We start from the raw sequence: 23225 nt of genomic DNA on the forward strand, positions 1-23225 counted from the left end.
ATGGCATTGTGAGACTAAAGATTCCCGCCTTCGCGCCGAATCGTTATGCATTGATGGAGTTGGCATCGACTGCTTAGGGAATCTCATGCATCGCATTACTTTACTGGTAGCCCTTTCGTTACTCGCGGGTTGCGTCAGCCCTCAGGCGCGGCAGGCTGCGGAGGCGCAAAGACTGTTCAGTGGTGTCTTGGTCAACCCCATTGTGGCCGACTCAGTTCTGCGCGAAGGCGATGTACTGAGCTTTCAACTCAGCAAGTCAGAAGGAACGCCGGCAGAGGCAGGTTTGACAGCACAGCTTGAGGCTTCTTGCATGGCTGCTCAGGCCCGCCTTTTGTATTTCGGCGGTCAAGGACGCCGGTATCTGGGCGTGAATAACCAACAGTACACGGCAGGACAGACGATTCCGTCTTCTGTTTACCCTGTGCTGAAAAGCAACCCTGGCTTCATCAAGGCTTGTGCCGAAACGCCAGTGCCCGATTGGCGTGTGGTGAGAAACAGCGGTGATGAGCCGTGGTTGCTGATTGATCGCAACAGCCTGAAAACTGAAGGGGCCGAACTCAAGTTGTGGGCCGCCCGGGATTATCCAGCGGTCGCCCTTGACGTACCGTACAGTGCTCCCTACTCGCAGAAGCGTGAGCACCTCGCCATTGATTGCACAAAGCAGACTTACCGCCTGCTCACGGGCTACGCTTTGGATGCGAGCAATACGGTGACCGATGGCAAGGAAGGTTTTGTGCGGACCCCTCAGTCCATGTCCAGTCGTCCCCTGGATGACCGTCTGATGTTCACAATGGTGTGCGACAACCCTCAGTCGACTCTGACACTGCCTCTTTTTGTTCCCCGGATAAAAAAACAAGCGCCAGTCCAATTACCACCGCTTGCCGATGATGTTGCTGCGTCTATCAAGGCGTTGAACATGCCGCCACCGATCAAGGCGTTGAACTATCTTGAGGTGGTCGGCCAGTACATCTCCCCGGGAAGAAACAGTGAAATCAATCAGAAAATCTTCATTGAAACCGACCCGGCTTCACAGCAGTTGAGTGAGCGTTCGGTGGATGTCGGTTATGAACACAACAACATCAGTTTCAGAGGCATGTTCACGCTGACCGGCCAAATGTACTTTACGTCGATGGAAGATACTTCGGTCAAGGACACGAACATGATCACCAGCCTGACTTTTCACGGCGATTGGCAGCACATGCCCATTAATGGCCAACTTGGATACAGCGATACATCCAGGGTCGTGAACTCGGTGCTCGGTGAGACCTATCGTTATGAAAGCAGCACGGACTGCACGGTCATGAGTGAGCTGGTGGCCAGCGAACTGCATAACGCGCTGAGCGGATCCGCTAAAAAACTTAAATGTCGAGTGCAGTCAGGGAAGTACGTTCGCACGCAAACGTACTACTACCTGCAAGACTATGGTTACTTCTACTTCGCGGGGATAGACAAGAATCCCGAGTCGTATGAAACACACAGCATCAGAACTGTACGTTGATTCTGATTCACTATCCGCCGCATGCGGCCGTTTTTCACTTGGCGAGAGCAACTCCATGAGCTTCGGCAAAACCACCCCGATCCTGCGGATTTTCGACGAGACCAAGGCATTGGAGTTCTACGTCGACTTCCTCGGCTTCAAGATCGACTGGCAGCACCGTTTCGAAGCGAACTTCCCGTTGTACTTGCAGGTGTCTCGCGGCGAATGCGTACTGCACCTGTCCGAACACCACGGCGATGCGACGCCGGGTTCAGCCTTGCGGATCGAGACCGATGAGCTTGAGTTGTTCCAGCACCAGTTGATCGCCAAGGAATACACGTTTTCGCACCCGCAGATTCAGGCCATGCCGTGGGGCAGCCAGGACATGACCATCGCCGACCCGTTCGGCAATCGGTTGGTGTTCACCAACGCGATCAGCCTCTGAGCGGAAAAGTTGCAAGCCGCGCAAAGAAGCCCGCTGCCAAACCCTTGCGGTTTGGCAGCGGGCTTTTTTCGTTCATGGAGCAGAGGCCAATGTAGCAAGCGGCGTTGTCACCGTATTGATCACTCAGAGGGCACTGGTTTATCCGACACTTGATTGACCGCCATTTCCGCCACCATGACTACTTGGGCGATGCCTTGCACGGTTTTGCGGTGCGAGCCTTCGAGCAAGGCGGCGAAGTCGTTGAGCATGACGGTGGCTGAGCCAAGGGTTTCGCAGGCGTCGGTCAGCAAGGGTTCGGTGCCGGACGCCGGGTTGGCCATGTAGAGGCGGTTGGGGTGGTAGGGTTTGGCCATGACGTGGGCGGCCGGAGGGCCTAGATAGTGGTTGAGGGCCCGCTCGGCGGCTGCGTGGAATTTCTTTGATTCCGGTGTTTCGTAGGGGGATGCCGGATCGGTGGGCGGCGGGTTTGGCGTTTCCTTGAACATGGATGCTTACCTCTAAAGAGGCTGCGTCCATTTCGCCGCTAAGCGAAAGGGAGGCAGCTGTGCGCAAGTTAGCGGACCGGTAAGCATCCAAACCCGGTGCATCCGAAGATGCCATGCGCACAGCCACCATCGAGTGCAGGCGAGAGCCTGACTGGATAGGACTTGTACAACCGTGGATACCTACCGAGCCGCTAAGCTCGATCACTGGGAATCAGTGACGAGATCCAAGTTACCGAGCAGCCCGCCAGCGCAAAAAACCGGCGGATTCTGGCGCAGTCGTAGGCAGCGGCGCAAGGATTTGTGGGCTTTGTCGCGTAACGTTGAGTGTCTTTAAACACCTGCGATGCAGTGTGTTTATTGCACTTCAAAAATCGAGGATTTGTATGTCGGATTTTAGCGCTCAGCCTTCATCCGACACCCGGTGGGTCTGGCGAAACTCGCCAGGCGGTATTCCGCGCCGGCTTTTGAACGTACGGTGAAACGAACGTGGTTCGGTGAAACCCAGGTACTGGGCGATGTCCTGAATCGGCAAGGTGCTGTTCAGCAGGTAATGCTCTGCCAGCTCCTGGCGCAGGTCATCAAGGATCTGCTGGTACGAAGTGCCCGCCTGATGCAGCTGGCGTTGCAGCGTGCGCACCGACACCGCGGACTGCTCGGCCACCTGCTCCTTGCGCGGCAGCCCTTCCTTGAGCAACTGGCGCAGGATGTTTTTGACCCTTTGCTCCAGCGACGCATCCTCCAGCGTGGCCATCAATCCCAGGGCATGTTCTTCCAGGGTGCGCAGTAATTGCGCATCGGCCTGGCGCAATGGCAACTGCAAATACGTCAACGGGACAATCAGTGCCGAGTAAGGCTGGTCGAACAGCACCGGACAGTCGAAGAACTGTTCGTACTGCGCAAGCGTCGTGTCGGCCGGGCGTGCATGTTCGAGCCAGACGGCGGCCGGCGACAGCTGGATATCGGCGATCCAGCGCGCGTATTGCAGCCAGGAACCGAGCACGTTTTCCACCAGGTGCCGACGGATTCGCGGGCGTTGATGGCGGCATGTCCAGATCAGATGCACGTCGCCGTCCTGCACGTCGGCGCGGCTGACCCCCATGTCTCCCACCAGCTTCTCGAACGGCATGATGCGGCTCATGGCATCGCCCAGGGTTGCGCAGTTCATGGTGATGTAGCCCAGCACGCTCCAGGAGTTGGGCAACACAAAACGCGCGGAGTTGAGGCCGAACAACGGATCGCCCGAGTGTTCGCAGAAATAATCGAGCAACCGTTCATGGGCCTCACCCGGCAACCGCAGGCTGTTGTCACTCAACTGCTGCGCCTGCAACCCGGCAGCCGCCAACGCAGGCTCGATGGCCACGCCCAGTTGTTCGGCATGGCGCAGGTATTTGAGCAGCGGAGGAACCGAGGTGAAGCCCAGGGATTGCATGATCGTATTCCTTTGATCAAGGCCCGCGTGCGCGGATGAATGCCCTGAAAGGTAATTTGAAACCACAGCTAAAGTAAATGGCTGACACTTGCGCGACGTTTGACTCAATTGGCTACTCGAACTGGCCGGATACGACCGTGACACTTTCGGGCAGCTGGCTAGTATGGGGGCCTGAAACATACTGATAAGAACCGCAAAAGGACACACGCATGCGACGCTGGAACGGCTGGGGAGATGCAACCACGGTGGTCGAACTGCCGGCCCAAGGCGCGGGATTTCTCGCTGAACGGCTCGGTGCCGGTCGCACGCTGCCCGATGCAACGCTCGAGGTGGCATTGGCCCGCGTACCGGCGTCGCGGCTGCAGGAATACCCCTTGTACAGCGTGGGTGCGCATGATCGTTTGCTGCATGCACGGGGTCAGAGCCTGCCGGACTGGCTGGCGTTGCGCGAAGGAGCACCGGGGATTTATCCCGATGCCGTGGCCTTCCCCGAGAGCGCCGGACAGATCCGTCAGTTGCTGGCGCTCGCTCAGGCGCAGGACCTGTGCCTGATTCCTTACGGCGGCGGCACTTCGGTGGCCGGGCACATCAATCCACCGAGTTCCGCGCGGCCAGTGGTGACGGTTTCCCTGGCCCGCATGAATCGCCTGCTGGACCTCGACGAACAGAGCCTACTGGCCACTTTCGGCCCCGGCGCCACGGGGCCGCAGGTGGAAAGTCAGCTGCGCGCCCGTGGTTACACCTTGGGGCATTTTCCGCAATCGTGGGAACTGTCGACCCTTGGCGGTTGGGTCGCCAGCCGGTCCAGTGGCCAGCAGTCGCTGCGCTACGGGCGAATCGAGCAACTGTTCGCTGGTGGCACCCTGGAAACCTTTGCCGGTCCTCTGGAAATCGCCACCTTCCCGGCCTCGGCCGCCGGTCCCGATTTGCGCGAGGTGGTGCTGGGCTGTGAAGGCCGTTTCGGGATTATTTCCGAGGTCAAAGTGCGGGTCAGCGCGCTACCGGTCGATGAGCGTTTTTACGGGGTGTTTCTGCCCGACTGGCCGCAGGCGCTGCAAGCCATCCGCCAGTTGGCCCAGGCGCGCGTGCCGCTGTCGATGTTGCGCTTGTCCAACGCGGTGGAAACCGAAACCCAGCTGGCGTTGGCCGGTCACCCGCAGCAGATCGCCTGGCTGGAAAAGTACCTGGCCCTGCGTGGTGCCGGTGTGGGCAAATGCCTGCTGACGTTCGGCGTGACCGGCAATCGCCGGCAAAATGCGCTGTCCCTGAGTCAGGCCCGGCAGCATCTGAAGGCTTTCGGCGGGGTGTTCACCGGCACCTTGCTCGGCAAGAAGTGGGCGCAGAACCGCTTCCGTTTTCCCTACCTGCGCGAGAACCTGTGGAACGCCGGTTATGTGGTGGACACCCTGGAAACCGCCACCGACTGGAGCAATGTCGACAACTTGCTCACCCTGATCGAAAACAGCCTGCGCGATGCACTGGCCGCTGAAGGCGAGCGGGTGCATGTGTTCACCCACCTGTCCCATGTCTATGGCGAAGGCTCGAGCATCTACACCACCTATGTCTTTCGTCCCGCGGCGGACTACCCGGCCACGCTTGCCCGCTGGCAGGCGCTCAAGCAGGCGGCCAGCCAGACCATCGTCGACAACCACGGCACCATCAGTCACCAGCATGGTGTGGGTAAGGACCATGCACCCTACCTACTGCGGGAGAAGGGCGCGCTGGCGATGGACACCTTGCAGGCGCTGAGCCGGCATTTCGATCCGGCCGGGCGACTGAACCCTGGCACGCTGCTGCAGGAGTGACGGCCATGAGCCTGGACTGGAACGCCGCGTGGCGGCAGCAAGTGCTGCCGACGCTGGCGGAAGAAACCTGGGACCTGATTGTCATTGGCGGCGGCATCAGTGGCGCCGGCATCCTGCGTGAAGCCGCACGCCGAGGCTGGCGCTGCCTGCTGCTGGAACAGCGCGATTTTGCCTGGGGCACCTCCAGCCGGTCCTCGAAAATGGTCCATGGCGGCTTGCGTTACATCGCCAAGGGCCAGTGGCGCCTGACCCGCGATTCGGTCCGCGAACGCCAGCGCCTACTCGACGAAGCGCCGGGGCTGGTGGAGCCAATGAGTTTCATGATGCCGCATTACCGTGGCGGCTTTCCCGGCCCGCGGGTGCTGGGTGGATTGTTGAGCATCTATGACGCCTTGGCCGGGCGGCGCAACCATCACTTCCATGACGCGCAACAGCTGCGTTATCTGGCGCCGGGGGTGAGGGAAGATCACTTGCTGGGTGGCACCTGTTTTGTCGACGCACTGACCGATGACGCCCGCCTGGTGATGCGCGTTTTGGGCGAGGCTCGGGCCGACGGCGGCGTGGTGCTCAACGGGATGCGCGTGCAGCAGTTGCTGCGTGAAGAGGGGCGGGTTTGCGGGGTGCAAGTCGAGGACTGCGAAGGCGGCTCGTCACTGCCATTGCGGTGTCGCGTTTTGGCCGTGGCTACCGGCGCTTGGGCCGAACGCTTGCGCGCGCCCGACGCCCCTCGTCAGTTGCGCCCATTGCGAGGCAGTCATTTGTTGCTGCCGGGATGGCGCCTGCCGGTGGCACAGGCCTTCACCTTCCTGCACGAGCGCGACCGTCGACCGGTGTTTGTTTTTCCTTGGGAGGGCGCCACGGTCGTCGGCACCACAGACCTCGATCATCAAGAGGATCTGGACCAGAGCGCGAGCATCAGCCCCGAGGAACTCGACTACCTGCTCGCCGCCTGCACCCAGCAGTTCCCTCGGGCCGAAGTGGTCGCCGCCGATGTGCTGTCGACCTGGTCGGGCGTGCGCCCGGTGGTGGGCGGCGCTGCGGGTGAGCACCAGGGCAAACCGTCCAATGAAACCCGTGAGCATGTGCTGTGGCTGGAGCCCGGCTGCGTGACCCTGGCCGGCGGCAAGCTGACCACCTTTCGCCCGCAGGCCATCGAAGTGCTCAAGGCCTGCGCGACAATGCTCGGGCGCCCCCTCAGTGATGACGGTGCGCCGGTGTTTGCCGTCGTGCCGCCGCTGGCGATTGCGGGGCTCAATGGCAGCCAGTGGCGGCGCCTGGCCGGGCGGCATGGCCGTGACCTGCCGAGGTTGGCGCAACTACTCGCAGAACTGGGCCATGACACCGTTGGTGCCACTGACACCTTGTGGGCAGAGCTTGCCTTTGCCTGCGACACGGAAATGGTTCTGCACCTGGATGACCTGCTGCTGCGCCGAACCCGACTGGGCCTGTTGCTGCCTCGGGGTGCCGAGGACTATTGGCCGAAAATCCGTCAACTCTGCCAGCCACGGCTGGGCTGGGACGATGAGCGCTGGCAGCAGGAGCAGCAGCGCTATCAGGCGTTATGGCAACACCATCATGGTTTGCCCAGCTGCCGCGTTGAGCACCCGTAGCCCTGTAGCAGCTGTCGAGCGCAGCGAGGCGCCGTTCGGCGGCGAAGCCCTCGTAAAAAATCCAACTCGGTGTTTCAGAAAAAACTCCGGAGCAGGGATGGCGAAAACGTTGTTCTCGGACGCAGCCTCGCTACGCTCGACAGCTGCTACGGGTTATGGCTGCTACGGATTATAAAAATTCAGGAATGTGCGCGACCCATGCCCATTGAAGAGAGCTCCATGGATAACCATCCGAACAAGCGTTACCTGCTGGCCATCGACAATGGGACCCAGAGCGTGCGCGCACTGCTCTTTGACCTGCAGGGCAATCTGCTGGGCAAAGGCAAGGTCGAGCTGCAGGCCTATTACTCGACACAACCCGGCTGGGCCGAGCAGGACCCGGAGTATTACTGGGCGAAACTGGGGGAGGCCTGCCAGCAGTTATGGCAGCAAACCGGCATCGATCGTACAGAGATTGCCGGCGTGTCCCTGACCACCCAGCGCGGCACATTGATCAACGTCGATGCCCAAGGCAAGGCGCTACGCCCGGCGATCCTGTGGCTCGATCAACGCCAGACCGAAGTCGAAGGCGGCATCAAGGGGCCGTGGGGCTGGCTGTTCAAACTGGTCGGCGCGCAAGCCACTGTGGATTATTTTCGCGCCCAGGCCGAGGCCAATTGGATCGCGCGCCACCAGCCTGAGGTGTGGGCGGCGACCGACAAATTTTTGCTGCTCTCGGGGTTTCTCACCCATCGCCTGTGCGGGCGTTTTGTCGATTCGGTGGGCTGTTGCGTCGGCTACCTGCCCTTCGACTTCAAACGCCTGCGCTGGGCTGCTCCCGCCGACTGGAAATGGCAGGCACTGGCGGTGCGTCCCGAGCAATTACCCAGCCTGCACAAACCCGGTGAAACCTTGGGCCATATCAGCGCCGAAGCCAGCCGCCACACCGGCATTCCCGAAGGCCTGCCCCTGATCGCCGCCGGTGCCGACAAGGCCTGCGAAGTGCTGGGTTCCGGCGTGGTCGACGCGGACACGGTGTGCCTGTCCTACGGCACCACGGCGACGATCACCAGTACGCGGTCGCGCTACCTGGAAATCGTCCCTTTGATTCCGCCTTACCCATCTGCGGTGCCGGATCAATACAACTGCGAGGTCATGATTTATCGCGGCTACTGGATGGTTAGCTGGTTCAAGAACGAATTCGGTCTGCGGGAAATGCAGCAGGCCAAAGCACAGGGAGTAGAGCCTGAGCAACTCTTCGACGCGCTGGTTAACGCAGTGCCGCCGGGGTCCATGGGCCTGATGCTGCAACCCTACTGGTCGCCCGGTATTCGCGAGCCGGGTGTGGAAGCCAAGGGCGCGATGATCGGTTTCGGTGATGTGCATACCCGCGCACATATCTATAGGGCGATCCTCGAAGGACTGGCGTATGCCTTGCGCCAAGGCATGGAGAACATCGAGAAGCGTTCCAGGGTCTCCGTCAAGTGCTTGCGAGTCGCCGGTGGAGGCTCCCAGAGTGATGCGGCGATGCAGCTCACAGCCGACATTTTCGGCCTGCCGGCCGAGCGTCCGCATGTCTACGAAGCGTCCGGTCTGGGAGCGGCCATTTGCTGCGCGGTAGGGCTTGGGCTGCACGAGGATTTTCCCACGGCGATGGCTGCCATGACCCGGGTCGGCGCGGTATTCATGCCGCAACCCGAGGCGCAGCAGATCTATGAGCAACTGTACAAAGACGTCTACCTGCGCATGTACCGACAGCTCAAGCCTCTGTACCAAAGCATTCGCAAGATCACCGGCTACCCGGCCTGACGCGTGTTTCGCGCCAGATGCAATCCCTGTAGGAACTGGCGAAGGTTCGGGCCGCGTTCGGCAGCTCCTACAGGGGCCGTGTACAACCTGAACACCCCTGACGCCCCATTCTTCTCGTGTGTCAGCACACACCCGCGCCCACAAAAAAGACATCTCGGCGTGGCGCTATCGGAGAACTTTTTTGGTGAGATTGGACAGTGTCAGGGTCAAGGTCGGTTGTTAGGCTCAACCCCCACGGCACATCTAATAAGAACCAAAAGCAATGAAGCTGACATTTCTCCTGCTGCTACTTTGTGGAGCGGCCCCGACGGCCTGGGGTTGGTCCAACCATACGGTGGGCAGTTACCTGGCGTTGCAGGATCTGCCGGCCTTGCGCGAAGCACCTTCGGTCGAAGTCGAGCCACTGGAGCAGTTTATCGCGCAGCAGTACGAAGCAGTGACCGCGCTGCTGGAAGAACAGGAACGCTTCGCCCGTCAGCACTTCGTCCAGTATCCGCCTCGCCCCGATGACCTGAAGCTGCCCGCCGTGCCTGGGGACACTCTGCAGCACGATTTCCTCACCGCGTTGCGGATCAATCCTCAGATTCATCTGGCCATGGTCATCCAGCCGCTGCCGGGCAAGGATTTGCCCGAGCGTGAACACCTCCAGGCCGAGCAGGTGATGGTCGAACAGACCCTTTCACCGTGGAATCGCCAGCATTTCATCCGCGTGGCAAACGGCGAAAAAGTAGCGCCCCTGGCCGTGCTGGCCAGCGCCGCCGACGAGCCCGATTACGGCCACGACATCAACCTGTTCAGCGACAACCCCGGCGAGGTGGCCGCGTTGTACGGCTTCGGCCCGCAGCCTTTCGGCGATGCGCGGTTTCAGTACAGCTCCCAGGCGCCGCTCCACATGGGGTTCTTCCATGAAAGCGCGGTGGTGTATGCCGCTGCCGGATTTCTTGAGCGCAGCTGGCCGGACTGGCGCGCCTACCAGTACATGGGGTTGGCGCGACTGGCATTTGCCAGTGGCCATCCTTACTGGGGCTATCGTTTTCTCGGTTGGGGCCTGCACCACGTCCAGGACCTGACCCAGCCTTATCACGCCAAGCCGTTGCCCGGCGTCGAGCTGGCCAGTCTGCTGCTGATCGAAGGCAAGGCGATGGCCGGGTTTGATGCCGATAAACACGCGGCCATCGAACGGGTCGCCACCCGGCACATGGAAGTGGAGAAATATCAGTCGGTCTGGCTTCGGCGCCTGGTGCGTGCCGGCGAGGCACGTCCGATGCTCGAGGTTTACGGCGATCTGGCACAAGACGCCAGTTACCCACCGTACTCGGTGGATTACCTGCGTGACGTGGTGAGTGCTCAGTCCGCCGACGAATCCGCAGCGTTTGATGAGGCCATCGGGCAGTGGCTGGAGACGGCTCCGATCACCAGCGATTTCAGCGACAGCAATCAGGTGCAGCGCGAAGACTACGACCATCCCGCTCTGAATCAGAAGCTATTCAAGCTGCTGGGACATTTCGGCGCGCACAGCCGAATTTATGTCAGAGCGGGCTTGGCGCCATAGCCATCGCGGCAACATTGCCAGGACTCAAAAACATAAAGAATAGGGAAGGAGGAACAGATCATGAGGATTCGATTGCGCCTGACTGGCGCGGCGCTACCCGGAGTCGGGCTGGCAGGGCTGCTGCAACTGTGCGCGGTCGACAGGGTGCAGGCTGTGGAGTTCAGCGTGCTGGACAAACAGGTCACAGGCTCGTTCGACAGCACCTTGTCCTATGGCCGCTTGTGGCGGGTCCAGGGCCGGGACAAGAGCAACGACGACGTCAATACCAACGATGGCAATCGCAACTTCGACACCGGGCTGGTTTCCGAGGTTTACAAGATCACCTCGGAGCTTGAGGCCAACTATCAGAACTACGGGCTGTTCATGCGCGGCACCGCGTTCTATGACACCCAGCTGATGGACAAGCGCAACGATTACTACCGCAACAACAGCCCGTCGCAACCGAGTCAGAGTTACCCCCAGGACGACCACTTCACTGGTCAGACCCGCGACATTGCCGGCAGCCGGGTGGAAATGCTCGACGCCTACGTCCATGGGAGCTGGGACGTCGCACAGATGCCGGTCACTGCACGTCTTGGGCGCCAGGTGTTCAACTGGGGCGAGGGGATTTTCTACCGCGGCGGGATCAACACCACCAACCCGGTGGACGCAGCCAAGTACCGTTTGCCCGGGGCCGAGGTCAAGGAAGTGCTGGTACCGGTGGAAGCGCTCAGCTTCAACATCGGCCTGACCGACACCCTGACCATGGAAAGTTTCTACCAGATGAACTGGAAGGAAACCCGCATCGATCCGGTTGGCACGTTCTACTCGCAGACGGACCTGTTCGCCGATGGCGGCAATACCGCCTACAACAACTTTACCGGTACCGCGCTGGACACCCCGGTGCCCGGCTTCGGTAACGTGATCGGTCTGTACAGCGCGCTGGGCAACAACCCGTTGCTCAACCAGGCTCTGAGCACCACCGGCCTGTACGCCAACGGGGTGACCCCGGCCTTCGGCAACACCCTCAAGGTGGCCTCGGTCGGCAAGGACTACAACGCGCGCAACGACGGCCAGTTCGGCTTCGCTTTTCGCTATATCGCAGAAGAGTTCAACAGCACCGAGTTCGGGTTGTACATGGTCAACTATCACGCCAAGGAACCGACCGTCTCCGCCGATCTGGGTAATTACCAAGGCATCGACATGAACGCCCTGACCAATCTGTTGGCCGGTGTCGCCGGCAGTCAGGCCCGGCAACTGGCCAACGGCCTGGCGACCGCGGATGTGCTGGGCAATATTCAGGCGCATCGTCGCTACGCCGAAGACATCCGCATGTACGGCTTCAGTTTCAACACCACCCTGGGCCAGGCGTCGGTGTTCGGTGAAGTGGCCTATCGGCCGAACCTGCCCATCGGGGTCGCCGCCACCAATGACCTGATTGGCGACCTGGCCAACGGCGCTGCCGCAGCGGCGGCCGGCCAGACCATCAACATTGGCGGGCAGAGCGTCACGCTCGACAGCCAGATCAACAACGCCGAACGGGTTGAAGCGTTCAATACCTCCCTGGGCACCATCTACAACTTCGGCCCGAGCCTGTCGTTCGACTCGATGTTTGGCGTGTTCGAACTGGCGTCCGAGCACCTGCGTGGCAGCAGCCTGCATTACACCGCTTATGACGGCAGCACCCGTTATTACGCCGGCACCGGTAACTATTCCTATGTTTCCGGAGGTGATCGCGGCGACCAGGTCAACCGCGACTCCTACAGCTACACCGCGATGTTCAACGGCACCTGGAACGACGTGTATGCCGGGGTCAACGTCTCGCCCTACGTCGTCTACAAGGATGACTTCAAGGGCAACAGCTACCAGGCGGGCAACACCATCGAAGGCCGCAAGGCCTACACCCTGGGGATCAAGGCCAACTACCAGAACAGGCTGGAGGCCGAACTGCAATACACCGAGTTCTACGGTGGTGGGCAGAACAACGGTATTCGCGACCGTGACAACGTCGGCTTCAACCTCAAGTACTTCTTGTGATTGCCCAGAACAACTTATGGGCAAGTGCAGACCCTGTGGGAGCGAGCCTGCTCGCGAAGAAGGCCGCACAGCCAACACAAACGTCGCCTGACGCACCGCTTGCGCGAGCAGGCTCGCTCCCACAGTGGATCTGCTGTGTTTTGCAGACCGCACTCCCTAACTGCGGGTTTTATTTCGGAGAACGTCCATGTTCCACACCCCTGCACTGATCAAGACCACCCTGGCGCTGGTGTTGAGTCTGGCGGCCGGCAGCGCGCTGTCCGCCATCACGCCCGAGCAAGCCCAGCAATTGAAAACCACGCTGACGCCGCTGGGTGCCGAGCGTGCCGGCAACGCGGCCGGGACCATTCCGGCGTGGGATGGCGGCATTACCCAGGCGCCCAAGGGCTATACGCCCGGCCAGCATCACCTGGACCCGTATGCGGCGGACAAGCCGCTGTTCACCATCACCAAGGCCAACCTTGAGCAGTACAAGGCCCGCCTCAGCCCGGGCCAGATCGCACTGTTCAACAGCTACCCCGACACCTTCCAGATGCCGGTGTACATCAGCCGTCGCTCGGGCTCCGCGCCGCAGTGGCTGTATGACAACACCTTCAAGAATGCCACTGCGGCCAAGCTGCTCGATGGCGGTACCGGTTTTGCCGATGCCTATGGCGGCGTGCCGTTCCCGGTGCCCAAGGATGGGATCGAGGCGCTGTGGAACCACATCACCCGTTATCGCGGCATCTATGTGGTCCGTCGTGCCTCCGAAGCGCCGGTACAACGCAATGGCAGCTTCGCGCTGGTGACCTCGCAGCAGGAGGGGCTGTTCAACTATTACCGCCCGGGCGGGCAGTTTGCCGACCTGAAAAACATCCTGTTTTATTACCTGGCGTTCGTGAAGAGCCCGGCCCGGCTGGCCGGTGGTGCGGCATTGATCCACGAGACCCTGGACCAGCTCAAGGACCCGCGTCAGGCCTGGGTCTACGACGCCGGCCAACGCCGTGTGCGCCGGGCGCCGAACCTTGCGTATGACACGCCGATAGCCTCGTCCGACGGCCTGCGCACGGCGGACGATACCGACCTGTTCAACGGCTCGCCGGACCGCTACGAATGGAAGCTCAAGGGTAAGCAAGAGATCTACATCCCCTACAACAGCTACACAGTCGGTAGCCCTGAGGTGAAGTACGCACAGTTGCTCACACCGGGCCACCTCAACCCGCAATACACCCGTTATGAGCTGCATCGGGTCTGGGTGGTCGAAGGCACGCTCAAGCCTGGCTCGCGGCATATCTATTCCAAGCGCGTGTTGTTTCTGGACGAGGACAGCTGGGGCGCCGCGCTGGTGGATCAATATGACGGGCGAGGGGAATTGTGGCGGGTGTCGATGGCGTACCTGAAGAACTTCTACGACCTGCCCACCACCTGGAGCGCGCTGGACGTATTCCACGATCTGCAGGCGCGCCGTTACTACGTGCAGAACCTGGATAACGAAGAGTCGGCCACCGTGGACTTCGCCCAGCCGGTGCCGGAAGACGCGTATTTTATGCCGTCGTCATTACGTCAGCGCGGGACGCGGTGAGTGGGCTGGCTTGCCCGCGAATCGTTCTTTCATTCACCGCACAGTTGATCGTTCCCACGCTCTGCGTCACACGCCGAAGCGGACGCAGAGCGTCCATTGAGGCATTCCCACGCGGGAGCGTGGGAACGATCAGATTCACCACAAAGTGAATGTCAAACGCGGAAGTGACTCACCATCTGCTGCAACTGACTGCCCAACCGCGCCAGTTCAACACTGGATGCAGCGGTTTCATCGCTGGCGGCGGCGGTCTGTTCCGACACGTCGCGTACGTTGATGATGCTGCGGCTGATCTCTTCGGCCACGGCGCTTTGTTGCTCGGCGGCTGCAGCGATCTGCTGGTTCATCGACTGGATGTTGGACACCGTGCGGGTGATGTTTTCCAGCGACACGCCAGCCTTGCGGGTCAGCGCGACGCTGCTGTCGGTCAGCGCGCGGCTGTTGTTCATCACGGCCGACACTTGTTGAGTGCCATTCTGCAGACCGGCCACCAGGCCTTCGATTTCTTCGGTGGATTTCTGAGTGCGCTGGGCCAGACCGCGGACTTCGTCGGCAACCACCGCAAAACCACGACCGGCTTCACCGGCACGCGCCGCTTCAATCGCCGCGTTGAGCGCCAGTAGGTTGGTCTGTTCGGCGACGGCTTTGATCACGTCCATGACGCTGCCGATCTTGTCGCTTTCCTGTTGCAGCACGCTCATCGCTTCGGTGGAACGCGCCACCTCGGTGGCCAGACGTTCGATCTGGGCGATGGCTTCGTTGACCACCTTGTCGCCTTCACGGGCTTGGCCGTCAGCAGCGGCTGCGGCCTGGGAGGCTTCTTCGGCATTGCGCGCGACTTCCTGCACGGTGGCGGTCATCTCGTGCATGGCGGTGGCCACCTGATCGGTCTCGATCTTCTGGCTGTTGACGCCGGCGCTGGTTTGCTCGGTGACGGCGGACAATTCTTCGGCGGCGCTGGCGATCTGGGTGACGCCGTCGCGGATCCCGCTGATCAAGTCACGCAGGGTCACGCCCATGCGCGCGATGCCTTGCTGCAACACGCCGAGTTCGTCGCGGCGCGTCACTTTGACGTCCTGGGACAGGTCGCCGCTGGCGATGCGTTCGACCACGGCCAACGTGTCGCGCAGTGGGCCGGTGATCTGACGGGTGATGATCACGGCAGCAATGATGCCCACTAGCAACGCCAGCAATGTGCTGATCAGCTGCAATGTGCGCGCCTGGGCGCTTTCGGCGTCGCGACGATCGAGCTGGATCTGATACAGCTGATCGCTCAGGGTCACGATGGCGGCGCCCTGGTCGGTCATTTCCTTGCGCGCCTGCACGGCATCGGTGTTGGCGGCTTTATAGGCGATCAACGCGCTGCGGTAATTGCCAAGTGCGGTTTCCAGCTGGCGCAGGGCGTCTTGCTGGGTCTCGGCAAATTGCACGTTGAGAGGTTTCAGGCTGGCAATTGCTGAATCCAGTTGGACGACGGCTTTCTGCTCGGTCTCGGCATTGGTGGTGGCGGTGTAACCACGCACTTCGTAGCGGGCCAGGATGAACGCTTCCTTGGCGGCGGTGATGGCCTGGAACTGTTCGAAACGCTGGTCGCTCGGGGGCATTTGTTGCACGCGGGTGCTGATGGCGTCGATCAGCTTGCTGGCCGTTTCAGCGTTGGCGCCCATGGCGTCGCGGGCGCTGTTGCCGGTGCGGTAGGCGCTGCGCATTTTGTTCAGCGACGTCTTGTAGGCGTCGATGTAAGTGCCTTGCTCTTTGAGCAGCTTGAGGTTTTCCGGGCTCTTGAATTTCGACAGCAGCGATTGCTGCTGAGCGGAAAAGGCGTCAAGGGTGGTCTGTACGTTCTGAGCGGCGGTTTCATCGCCGTTGGTCAGCATGTATTGCAGGCGAACCACACGAAGCTTGGTCAAGCCGGAGTTGAGCTGGGTGATGTCGCTCATCCAGTTGCTACGGTCAATCAACCCACCCAGGCTCGTCCAGCCGGTCAGGGCCAGTACGCAGGTCAGTGCCAGGACCAGGCCGAACCCCAGGCCCAGTTTCATGTTCACGCTGATGTTGCCGAACCAGCTATTCATCAAATTCCTCCAGGAACGTTACGCTTTCGATCGTCGGTTGGCTGGAAGATTGTTGTTTTTTTAGGTGCCAGCAAGGGTGTGTAGCAGGCTTGTATCGGCAGCAATCGTGAGAGCTGAAAGGATTTTGTCGGACAGATTCTGTAACAAGGTTTTTGTGGGCGGCTTCAGCTTTTTTTCACATGGGTTTCACCGGCTGCCGACGCGCGCCTCTCTACCCTCGCGGCACCTAATGACAGTAATGCATGCCGGCGAGGCGGCTTGATGTGGAATTGAGACTGAATCTGTTCGGGATAAAACGCTCAATTAACCTGGGCCGTTTGACCCGATATCGAAACACCGCCGTGGTACTGGCTTCGGCGCTGCTGGTGATTCCATTGAGCCTATGGCTGTTGCAGCCAGCCGCCGTGCCGGACCTGGCGCATGGCACCGCGGCGGGCGCACGAGCGTTGGCCGCCGGCTGGGCCAAAGGCGATGTGATTGTGCTGGTGCGCCATGTCGAGCGCTGTGATCACTCGAAAGCCGCGTGCCTGAGCGGCAACGATGGCATTACCGATCGCTCGCGCAGCGTCGCGGTCAGTGTCGGTGCGCGGTTCGAACAATTGGGGTTGGACAAGACCGATATCTACAACAGCCCGATGACTCGCACCTCACAGACAGCCAGCTACATGTTCAACAAGGTCGGTGTGGGCGAAGACTGGCTGATCAGCTGCAGGGGCACGATGCTGCGTGATGCCTTGGCGCATAAAGTGGGCGGTCGCAATCTGATTCTGGTGACCCACAGCGAATGCATGGCGCAACTCGAAAAAGACCTCAAGGTGTCGACCTCTACCCTCGGTTACGGCGCCTCGTTGTTCATCTCGGCCAACCCCTCTCAGGCACCGCGCATGCTCGGTTTCATTGAAGCCTCCGACTGGCGCTCGGTGACCACCCAATGATTTTTCCTCAGGATCAGGACGTACCATGCTGACTTCTTCCCGCCAGCGCTTCTATTGGGCGAACTTTGGTATCCCGTTGGCCTGTGCGGCCTTGGTTTTCCTGATGTTCGACATGACCCAAATCGACATCGCCTTCAGTAATCTTCTGTTTGATCCGGTCGCCCAGATCTTTCCGCTCGACAAGGTTCACTTCTTTGAAAAGCTCACCCACAAGTGGGCGCGCATCATTCCGAACTGGACCGCTGAGATTGCCTTGATCGGCGCGATGCTGTCGTTTGTCTGGCCGCTGATCAACACTTCAAAGCACCCGCGTCTCGGTGGTTTTCTGGGGCGGAGCAAAGCGGCGCCGGTGCTGCGATTTGCCTGCGAACATCGTCGGGATTTCCTGTTCGTCGTCTTCGCGTTTGCCATTTGCACCGGTGTGATCCATTTCCTCAAGTCGCACACCAGCGTGTACTGCCCGATTGAAACGACCCTCTACGGAGGGAAATTGCCTCACGTGGAGTGGTACAACAACTTCCAGTTGTTCAGGGAAGCCGGTGATGGCCGTTGCTGGCCGGGTGGCCATGCTTCCGGCGGTTTCACCATGCTCGCGCTGTACTTCGTGGCTCGCCGCTACCGCTGGCGCTACTCCAAGGCGCTGATGTATGGCGCGTTGCTGCTTGGGTTCGTCTACGGCACGACACGTGTCCTGCAAGGCTGGCACTACATGTCCCACACCTTCTGGGCCGGGATCTTCGTGTGGCTGGCCTGTTTGCTGACAGCGTTGGCATTCTATGGAAGAGCGCGGCTGGAGATGCCGGTGCTGCAAAAGGCTGAAGCGCCAATCGCTGAGCCGCTTACTGATTTACAAAGTAGTAAGCCTGACGCCCCACCTTCATGGTCTTGAGCACTTTCAACGGCGCGGCCGGTTCGGTTTCTCCCGACATGACCGCAACGTTGGCGGGTGAGGCCGCCAGAAACTCATGCAGTTGCGCCTCGGTGTCCAGGCCATTGAGCACTTGCCGGGTGTAGAACACGCTGGCACCGCCCACCCGTTCGTTCGCCTGGAACAGGGCGACGTGTTGCCCGTTGGCCTGCATCGTCTGGATCTGTAAGGTCAACGGCAGGAAGGACAGTTTGCGATCGGCATGGGGCAGCGCCCATTGAGCGGCGGCCAGGTAGCTGCCAATCACCAACGCGATCACGCCAATGGCCACGCCGCGTCCATGCCGTGCAATGCCACCCCATAGGTTCGAGGCACCTTCGCGTGCTTTTAGCCGATCGAACAGAACGCTCGCATACTCCGCCGCAATCACCGCCGCCGCGGGCGTCATCGACATGAGATACACCGTGCGCTTGCTCGACGCCAACGTCAGCATCACAAACTGCGCCACGATCCACAGGGTGAAAAACAGCAAATAACGATTGGCCACCAGGCTTTCTCGAAAATGCCACAACCCCAGGTACACCAGAATATTCCACGGCAGAAACGCTTGGGGCAGCTTGGCCAGGTAGTAGTAGAACGGTTCGTAATGCCCGGCCTCGACGAACGTTCCACTGAAGCGCCCGACGCTGTTGGTCAGCAACACTTCCCCCACGGCCGGCGCGCCACCACGCTGATACAACACGGCGAGCCAGATCATCAGCGGGATCAATCCAGCCAGCGTCAGTAAACCGGGGCGCAACCAGTCGGAGATTTTCAGGCGCCGGTCCATCAAGGTATCGGCCAGCAGATACGCGAAAATCACCACGCCCGGCATCGCCAGGCCCAGGACGCCTTTGCTCAATGTGGCGATAGCGATTCCCGAGGCAAACAGCAGCGCGTTGCCAGGCGTCGATTGCCGTTGCCCGTGAAAGAACGCCAGCAGCGCCAGGGTCACGCCGAGGGCGAGCAGCGCGTCTTCACCGACGCCGCGCACGTTGCTCCAATAACTGGCCATGGTTGCCAGAAAGATCCCCGCTGTCCAGGCAAGCGACTTGGGCCGGCCGAACCGCCGCAGCATCGCGTACAACAGCATCACGCTGAACAGCCCGGCAAACGCCGAGGCCAGTCGCACCGCCCACGGCGTGCCACCAAATACACGGATGGCGCCGGCATCCAGCCACAAGCTCAAAGGCGGTTTTTCCAGAAACGGTTCGCCAAACAAACGTGGCGTCACCCAGTCGTTGTCCAAGTGCATCTGCATGGCGATCCCGGCCACCCGGGCCTCGGTGGAGCCTTGCAGTTGATGATTGCCCAAGGCAAAGAAAAACAGCAGGGCAGCCAGTAGAAACAGTGAAGTGGCAGGACGCGACATAGGCTTCTGGCTACCGAACAGGTTGACCGGGAAGCCCGAGCATACGGGGCGAATGCTTAATGAAGTGTGAACGGCCGCGAAGTATTACGAGAGGCGCCTGGACCAGCGCTGTTCCGGGGCTTCAAAGCGATCATTGATCAACGCGGTCAACACGTGATCCTGCCAGCGCCCGGCAATACTCAGGTAAGCCTTGGCGTAGCCTTCACGTTCAAATCCCAGACGCTCCAGCAGTCGCGCGCTGCGTTCATTGCCGGGGATGTAATTGGCCATGATCCGGTGCAGTTTCTGCTCATCGAACATGTAGCCGATGCCTGCTTCCAGTGCTTCCTGCATCAATCCCTGGCCCTGACGGGATTCGTCGATGTGGTAACCGAGATAACACGCCTGAAACGCCCCGCGAGTGATGCCGCTGAAATTGCAGGCGCCGATCATCTGGCCGTTGTCCGGGTCCAGCAGCGCGAAATGCACCGCCAGGCCGGCCTCGAACGCACTGGCTTGCACCTCAAGGCGCGGACGAATGTTTTCAGGGCTGTGGTAATCGGAGGGACGAATCGGCGACCACCGGGCGAGATGCCTTTGGTTGCGTCGGTAGAAATCGCTTTCCAGTGCCGCCTGTTCAGGGGCGAGCACTGCCAGCGTCAAGCGTTTGCAGGGCAGGGACAACAACGGCATAGGGCGCTCCGGTTCGGGGGGGGCGTCGCGCAAGCATCATGGGGCCAGCGAAAAAACTCAAACCTCCAGCGGTAACGTCACGATGAAGGTACTGCCTTTGCCGTCGCCGTCGCTCATGCCGATCACCGTGCCACCATGGGCTTCGACCAGCTCGCGAACGACCGTCAGGCCAATGCCCAGACCTGCGCCGTTGAAACCGACGGCGTGAACGTCCTGCACAAAAGGCTCGAAGATAAACGGCAGCGCCTTGGCGGAAATACCGATGCCGGTATCGCAAATGCTCATCTCCAGCAGATCGTCTTCGGTGGTGACCGAAAGCGTGACCGTGCCGCCCGCCGGTGTGTACTTGGCCGCATTGCCCAGCAGGTTGCCGAGAATCTGCGTGAGTCTTACCGGATCGCCATTCACCGCCAGCGCACATGTGGGCAACTCAGCCGTGAAATGCAGGTGCTGAGCGATCATCACCGGGCTGCACACGGCGATGGCGTCCTGAATGATCTGCACCATGTCGACGATGCGGCAATCGAGGCGCAACTTGCCGGTGCTGGCGCGGGATACATCGAGCAAATCTTCCACCAGCCGCGACATGTGCTGCACCTGGCCTTCGATCAGCGCCTGCATACGCGGCAGTTCCTCACTGGGCACGCGTATCAGACGCCCGGCGATCATGCTGATGGGCGTCAGCGGATTGCGCAGTTCGTGGGCTACCAGGGTGAGAATGTTTCGTTGTTGTTCCAGAGTGTGTTCGGCTGATGCTTGCAGGTCTTGCGCGCTCAGGGCAGCGATCACCAATTGCGCGTTGGCTTCACGCATTTCCAGGAACAGTCGCTGTTCTTCCTGCGTGCGCTTTGGTTTTTCTGCATCCGACTGCGCCAACAGAATCGCCAGGACCAATTGCTGATTGGCCTCGATCAGTTGGTCAATCTGCTGGTGATCGGTGAGCTGGGTGTTGGCCTCGCTCAGTTCCTTGTTCAGCGCCGCCAGGACCGCGCGCGCTTCGACGGTTTTCTGGCCGAGCAGGAACAGTTCGCGCGCGGCAGTGGCCATCGCTCGCTCGTTCTTGCCATTGGCCTCATTCATGTTTTTTGCTCATCCATTGTCTTTGCCCGAACGCTGCCGAGTGGGACGGCCTCCGAGCAAACCTTCCTGATCTGGCAACATTTCACCGATCTGCAGGCCTTTATCGTCGATGCTGTAAAGCCTCAACTCATCGGAGTGGGTGCTGGCCCGCAACTTGACCACGGCCATGATGCGCAACAAGCGACTCTGCACTTCAATGTAGCGCTGAACGATGATCGCGTCGGTAAGAAAAGCAGTTCCGTAAGGGCTGAAACGCAAATCGGTGTAGCGGTCTTCCAGCTCCGAGGTCATCAATACACTGACCCCGGCGCTGGTCAGAGCCGTGACCATGCGCGACAGCGACTCACGAAAGTCTTCGCGGAAGGTCGGCGCCAGCGCCAGTTCGAACCCGGACAGCGAATCAATGACCACGCGGGTCGCTTTCAATCGGGCGATCTCGCTCAACAGCAACTGCACGACTTCGTCGATGGACAGGTCTGGTGCACGGCTGTCCACCAGACCGATCTGTCCATTCTTAATCAGGTCCGCAAGGGTCGTGTTCTGGGAGTGACTTGGCCGTTGTTCGAACACCGCGATCACGCCGGTTTCGCCATTGCGCGCGCCCTCGGCCAGGAATGTCGCCGCCAGAATGCTTTTGCCCGAACCTGACGGTCCGGCCACCAGCAAGGAATAGCCACGAGGCAGGCCTCCGCCGAGCATCTCATCGAGTTGCGGCACGCCCATTTTCAGGCGCTTGATCGGGAACTCCAGCGGTGCTTCAACCGCGTCGAACGTCGCTGGCGCAAACACCTTGATCCCTGAGGTGGCGATGCGGAAGGTGTGCAGTCCTGGCAATGTTGGCTGGCCGCGCATCTTCATGATTTCCATCTTGCGCACCATGGAATTGCGCTGAACGCTCTGGCGCAGCCAGATCAGGCCATCGGCCACGGTGAAAATCGGGTTGGTGTCGGTTTCGGTGAAATACTCGCCAATCAGGAAGGTCGTTGCCTGCCAGGTGGTCATCAACATGCCCAGATGCTGAACGAACTGCGGCAGATTGTTGTTGGGGTTGTCCTGAGTCTGGCTCGCCAGCACCACGGAGCGGAACGAGTCGACGAATACCAGCGCCGGGGAGTGAGTCTCGACCTCGCTGACGATACGTCGCAGCACTTCGTCCAGATTACCGGCCAAGGTGTCGTCGGCCAGGTTGATATAGCGAATCGACTGGTTGATCGCTTCGCTGTCGAAAAAATCAAACTGTTGCTGATAGCGCAACATCTTCAGCGGCGGCTCTCCCAACACGGTAAAGAACAGCGCCGGACGTTCAGGCGTCGCCAGGGCGAACATCATCTGATGCGCCAGGGTAGTTTTGCCGCAGCCGGGAGGACCGGCGATCAGGTTGAACGAAAACTCCGGCAAACCTCCGCCCAGCACCTCGTCCAGTCCTGGCACGCCGGTGGCCAGACGGTTGATAGTCACTTTGGTGCTCATGGCGAATTTTCCTGCGAAGGGGTGTCGCTCAAAGAAGGTTCCCACACGTCACGAAGTAAACGTGCGGTGAGCGAGGGCCCGATCAGCGTGGTCAGCAGTTCGTAGAAAGTGGTCAGCAGCACTTCGCCGAAAAATAGCGCATCGGCTTCGCTTTGCTCAACGAGTACGGAGGTGAGGGCTGTCAGGTCCATGCCGGCCGGCACTCTGTCGCAGGTGTCGGCCAGACGCGGATGAGTGGAGGCGCACAGGTGCAGGCTGCGGCGATAAAGCGCGACAACCCCTTGATGGCCGATGATGGGCGTGAGGGCTACGTCCATGGCCTGCAAGGTTGAAATGATCGCGTGGGCGGTCTTTGCAATGTCAGCGTTGGGGCCAACGCGGTGCGTCAGAGAAGCTACGATCTGACGGCTCTCTTCGCTAAGCGTGGACATGGCTAACTGATATCTGATGAACAGACAACGATGGTACACCCAATAAGGTTGTCGGGAGTGATTTGCGACAGTTCTAGGCGTGGTATTGGATTACGGACCGCAGGTAATCAATAAAAAG

The 23225-nt window shown here is 60.4% G+C and carries 18 protein-coding genes and 1 pseudogene; 10 read left to right on the top strand and 9 right to left on the bottom strand.

What is annotated here, in order from left to right; genetic code table 11:
* The first annotated feature begins 85 nt into the window (after positions 1–85).
* Positions 86–1498 carry a hypothetical protein gene (locus tag ACA068_RS03870; protein WP_497307747.1) on the top strand — a complete coding sequence of 471 codons (1413 nt, stop codon included), beginning with the start codon at positions 86–88 and terminating at the stop codon, positions 1496–1498.
* A gap of 55 nt (positions 1499–1553) precedes the next feature.
* The gene (locus ACA068_RS03875; RefSeq protein ID WP_497307749.1) at positions 1554–1922 is read left to right on the top strand and encodes a glyoxalase superfamily protein; all 369 of its coding nucleotides are present in this window, start codon (positions 1554–1556) and stop codon (positions 1920–1922) included.
* Positions 1923–2041: 119 nt separating this feature from the next.
* On the opposite strand, the gene ACA068_RS03880 is transcribed toward ACA068_RS03875, so the two are convergent.
* Both ACA068_RS03880 and gliR read right to left on the bottom strand, forming a co-directional pair.
* On the bottom strand, positions 2042–2407 hold the full coding sequence (locus tag ACA068_RS03880; protein WP_497307751.1) for a DUF6124 family protein: 366 nt from the start codon (positions 2405–2407) through the stop codon (positions 2042–2044).
* A gap of 400 nt (positions 2408–2807) precedes the next feature.
* Positions 2808–3836: an AraC family transcriptional regulator GliR gene (gene gliR, locus ACA068_RS03885; RefSeq protein ID WP_497307753.1), complete on the bottom strand. Its 1029-nt coding sequence runs from the start codon at positions 3834–3836 to the stop codon at positions 2808–2810.
* 209 nt (positions 3837–4045) lie between these two features.
* On the opposite strand from gliR, the gene ACA068_RS03890 reads away from it, so the two are divergent.
* The 6 genes from ACA068_RS03890 (at position 4046) to ACA068_RS03915 (ending at position 14168) form a co-directional block, all read left to right on the top strand.
* Positions 4046–5641 carry an FAD-binding oxidoreductase gene (locus ACA068_RS03890; RefSeq protein WP_497307755.1) on the top strand — a complete coding sequence of 532 codons (1596 nt, stop codon included), beginning with the start codon at positions 4046–4048 and terminating at the stop codon, positions 5639–5641.
* A gap of 5 nt (positions 5642–5646) precedes the next feature.
* Complete coding sequence (locus tag ACA068_RS03895; RefSeq protein WP_497307757.1) at positions 5647–7251, top strand: glycerol-3-phosphate dehydrogenase/oxidase; 1605 nt, start codon at positions 5647–5649, stop codon at positions 7249–7251.
* Between the two features lie 219 nt (positions 7252–7470).
* On the top strand, positions 7471–9039 hold the full coding sequence (locus ACA068_RS03900) for an FGGY-family carbohydrate kinase (RefSeq protein WP_497307759.1): 1569 nt from the start codon (positions 7471–7473) through the stop codon (positions 9037–9039).
* Positions 9040–9301: 262 nt separating this feature from the next.
* On the top strand, positions 9302–10591 hold the full coding sequence (locus ACA068_RS03905) for a phospholipase (protein WP_497307761.1): 1290 nt from the start codon (positions 9302–9304) through the stop codon (positions 10589–10591).
* 60 nt (positions 10592–10651) lie between these two features.
* Positions 10652–12607, top strand: a complete 1956-nt coding sequence (locus ACA068_RS03910) for a DUF1302 domain-containing protein (protein ID WP_497307763.1) — start codon at positions 10652–10654, stop codon at positions 12605–12607.
* Positions 12608–12794: 187 nt separating this feature from the next.
* Entirely contained in the window at positions 12795–14168 is a 1374-nt protein-coding gene (locus ACA068_RS03915) for a DUF1329 domain-containing protein (protein WP_497307765.1), read from the top strand.
* A gap of 152 nt (positions 14169–14320) precedes the next feature.
* Here the strand turns inward: ACA068_RS03915 and ACA068_RS03920 are convergent, their stop codons facing one another.
* Both ACA068_RS03920 and ACA068_RS03925 read right to left on the bottom strand, forming a co-directional pair.
* On the bottom strand, positions 14321–15184 hold the full coding sequence (locus tag ACA068_RS03920) for a methyl-accepting chemotaxis protein (protein ID WP_497310533.1): 864 nt from the start codon (positions 15182–15184) through the stop codon (positions 14321–14323).
* Positions 15179–16240 (bottom strand): annotated as a pseudogene (locus tag ACA068_RS03925) (methyl-accepting chemotaxis protein); the annotation flags it as partial. The pseudogene ACA068_RS03925 and the gene ACA068_RS03920, both read right to left, overlap by 6 nt.
* A 263-nt stretch (positions 16241–16503) precedes the next feature.
* Between ACA068_RS03925 and pmrG the strand changes: the two are divergent.
* Together pmrG and ACA068_RS03935 are read left to right on the top strand one after the other, a co-directional pair.
* Entirely contained in the window at positions 16504–17175 is a 672-nt protein-coding gene (gene pmrG / locus ACA068_RS03930) for a lipopolysaccharide core heptose(II)-phosphate phosphatase PmrG (protein ID WP_497307767.1), read from the top strand.
* A gap of 25 nt (positions 17176–17200) precedes the next feature.
* A complete protein-coding gene (locus ACA068_RS03935; RefSeq protein WP_497307769.1) occupies positions 17201–18064 on the top strand; it encodes a phosphatase PAP2 family protein in 864 nt (287 codons plus the stop codon).
* Here ACA068_RS03935 and ACA068_RS03940 read toward each other — a convergent pair.
* From ACA068_RS03940 to ACA068_RS03960, 5 genes are all read right to left on the bottom strand, one after another.
* Positions 18015–19454, bottom strand: a complete 1440-nt coding sequence (locus tag ACA068_RS03940) for an ArnT family glycosyltransferase (RefSeq protein WP_497307771.1) — start codon at positions 19452–19454, stop codon at positions 18015–18017. The two genes, ACA068_RS03935 and ACA068_RS03940, sit on opposite strands and share 50 nt — an antisense overlap.
* An 84-nt stretch (positions 19455–19538) precedes the next feature.
* Positions 19539–20126: a ribosomal protein S5-alanine N-acetyltransferase gene (rimJ, locus tag ACA068_RS03945; protein WP_497297327.1), complete on the bottom strand. Its 588-nt coding sequence runs from the start codon at positions 20124–20126 to the stop codon at positions 19539–19541.
* Positions 20127–20183: 57 nt separating this feature from the next.
* Positions 20184–21206, bottom strand: a complete 1023-nt coding sequence (locus ACA068_RS03950) for a sensor histidine kinase (protein ID WP_497307773.1) — start codon at positions 21204–21206, stop codon at positions 20184–20186.
* A 9-nt stretch (positions 21207–21215) separates the two neighbouring features.
* Entirely contained in the window at positions 21216–22676 is a 1461-nt protein-coding gene (locus ACA068_RS03955) for an ATPase domain-containing protein (protein WP_497307774.1), read from the bottom strand.
* Positions 22673–23107 (bottom strand): hypothetical protein, encoded by a 435-nt coding sequence (locus tag ACA068_RS03960; protein ID WP_497307776.1) that lies wholly within the window; start codon positions 23105–23107, stop codon positions 22673–22675. Before ACA068_RS03960 ends, ACA068_RS03955 begins: the two co-directional genes overlap by 4 nt.
* Between the last annotated feature and the right edge of the window lie 118 nt (positions 23108–23225).

It is taken from the genome of Pseudomonas sp. LBUM1660, from assembly GCF_059695935.1.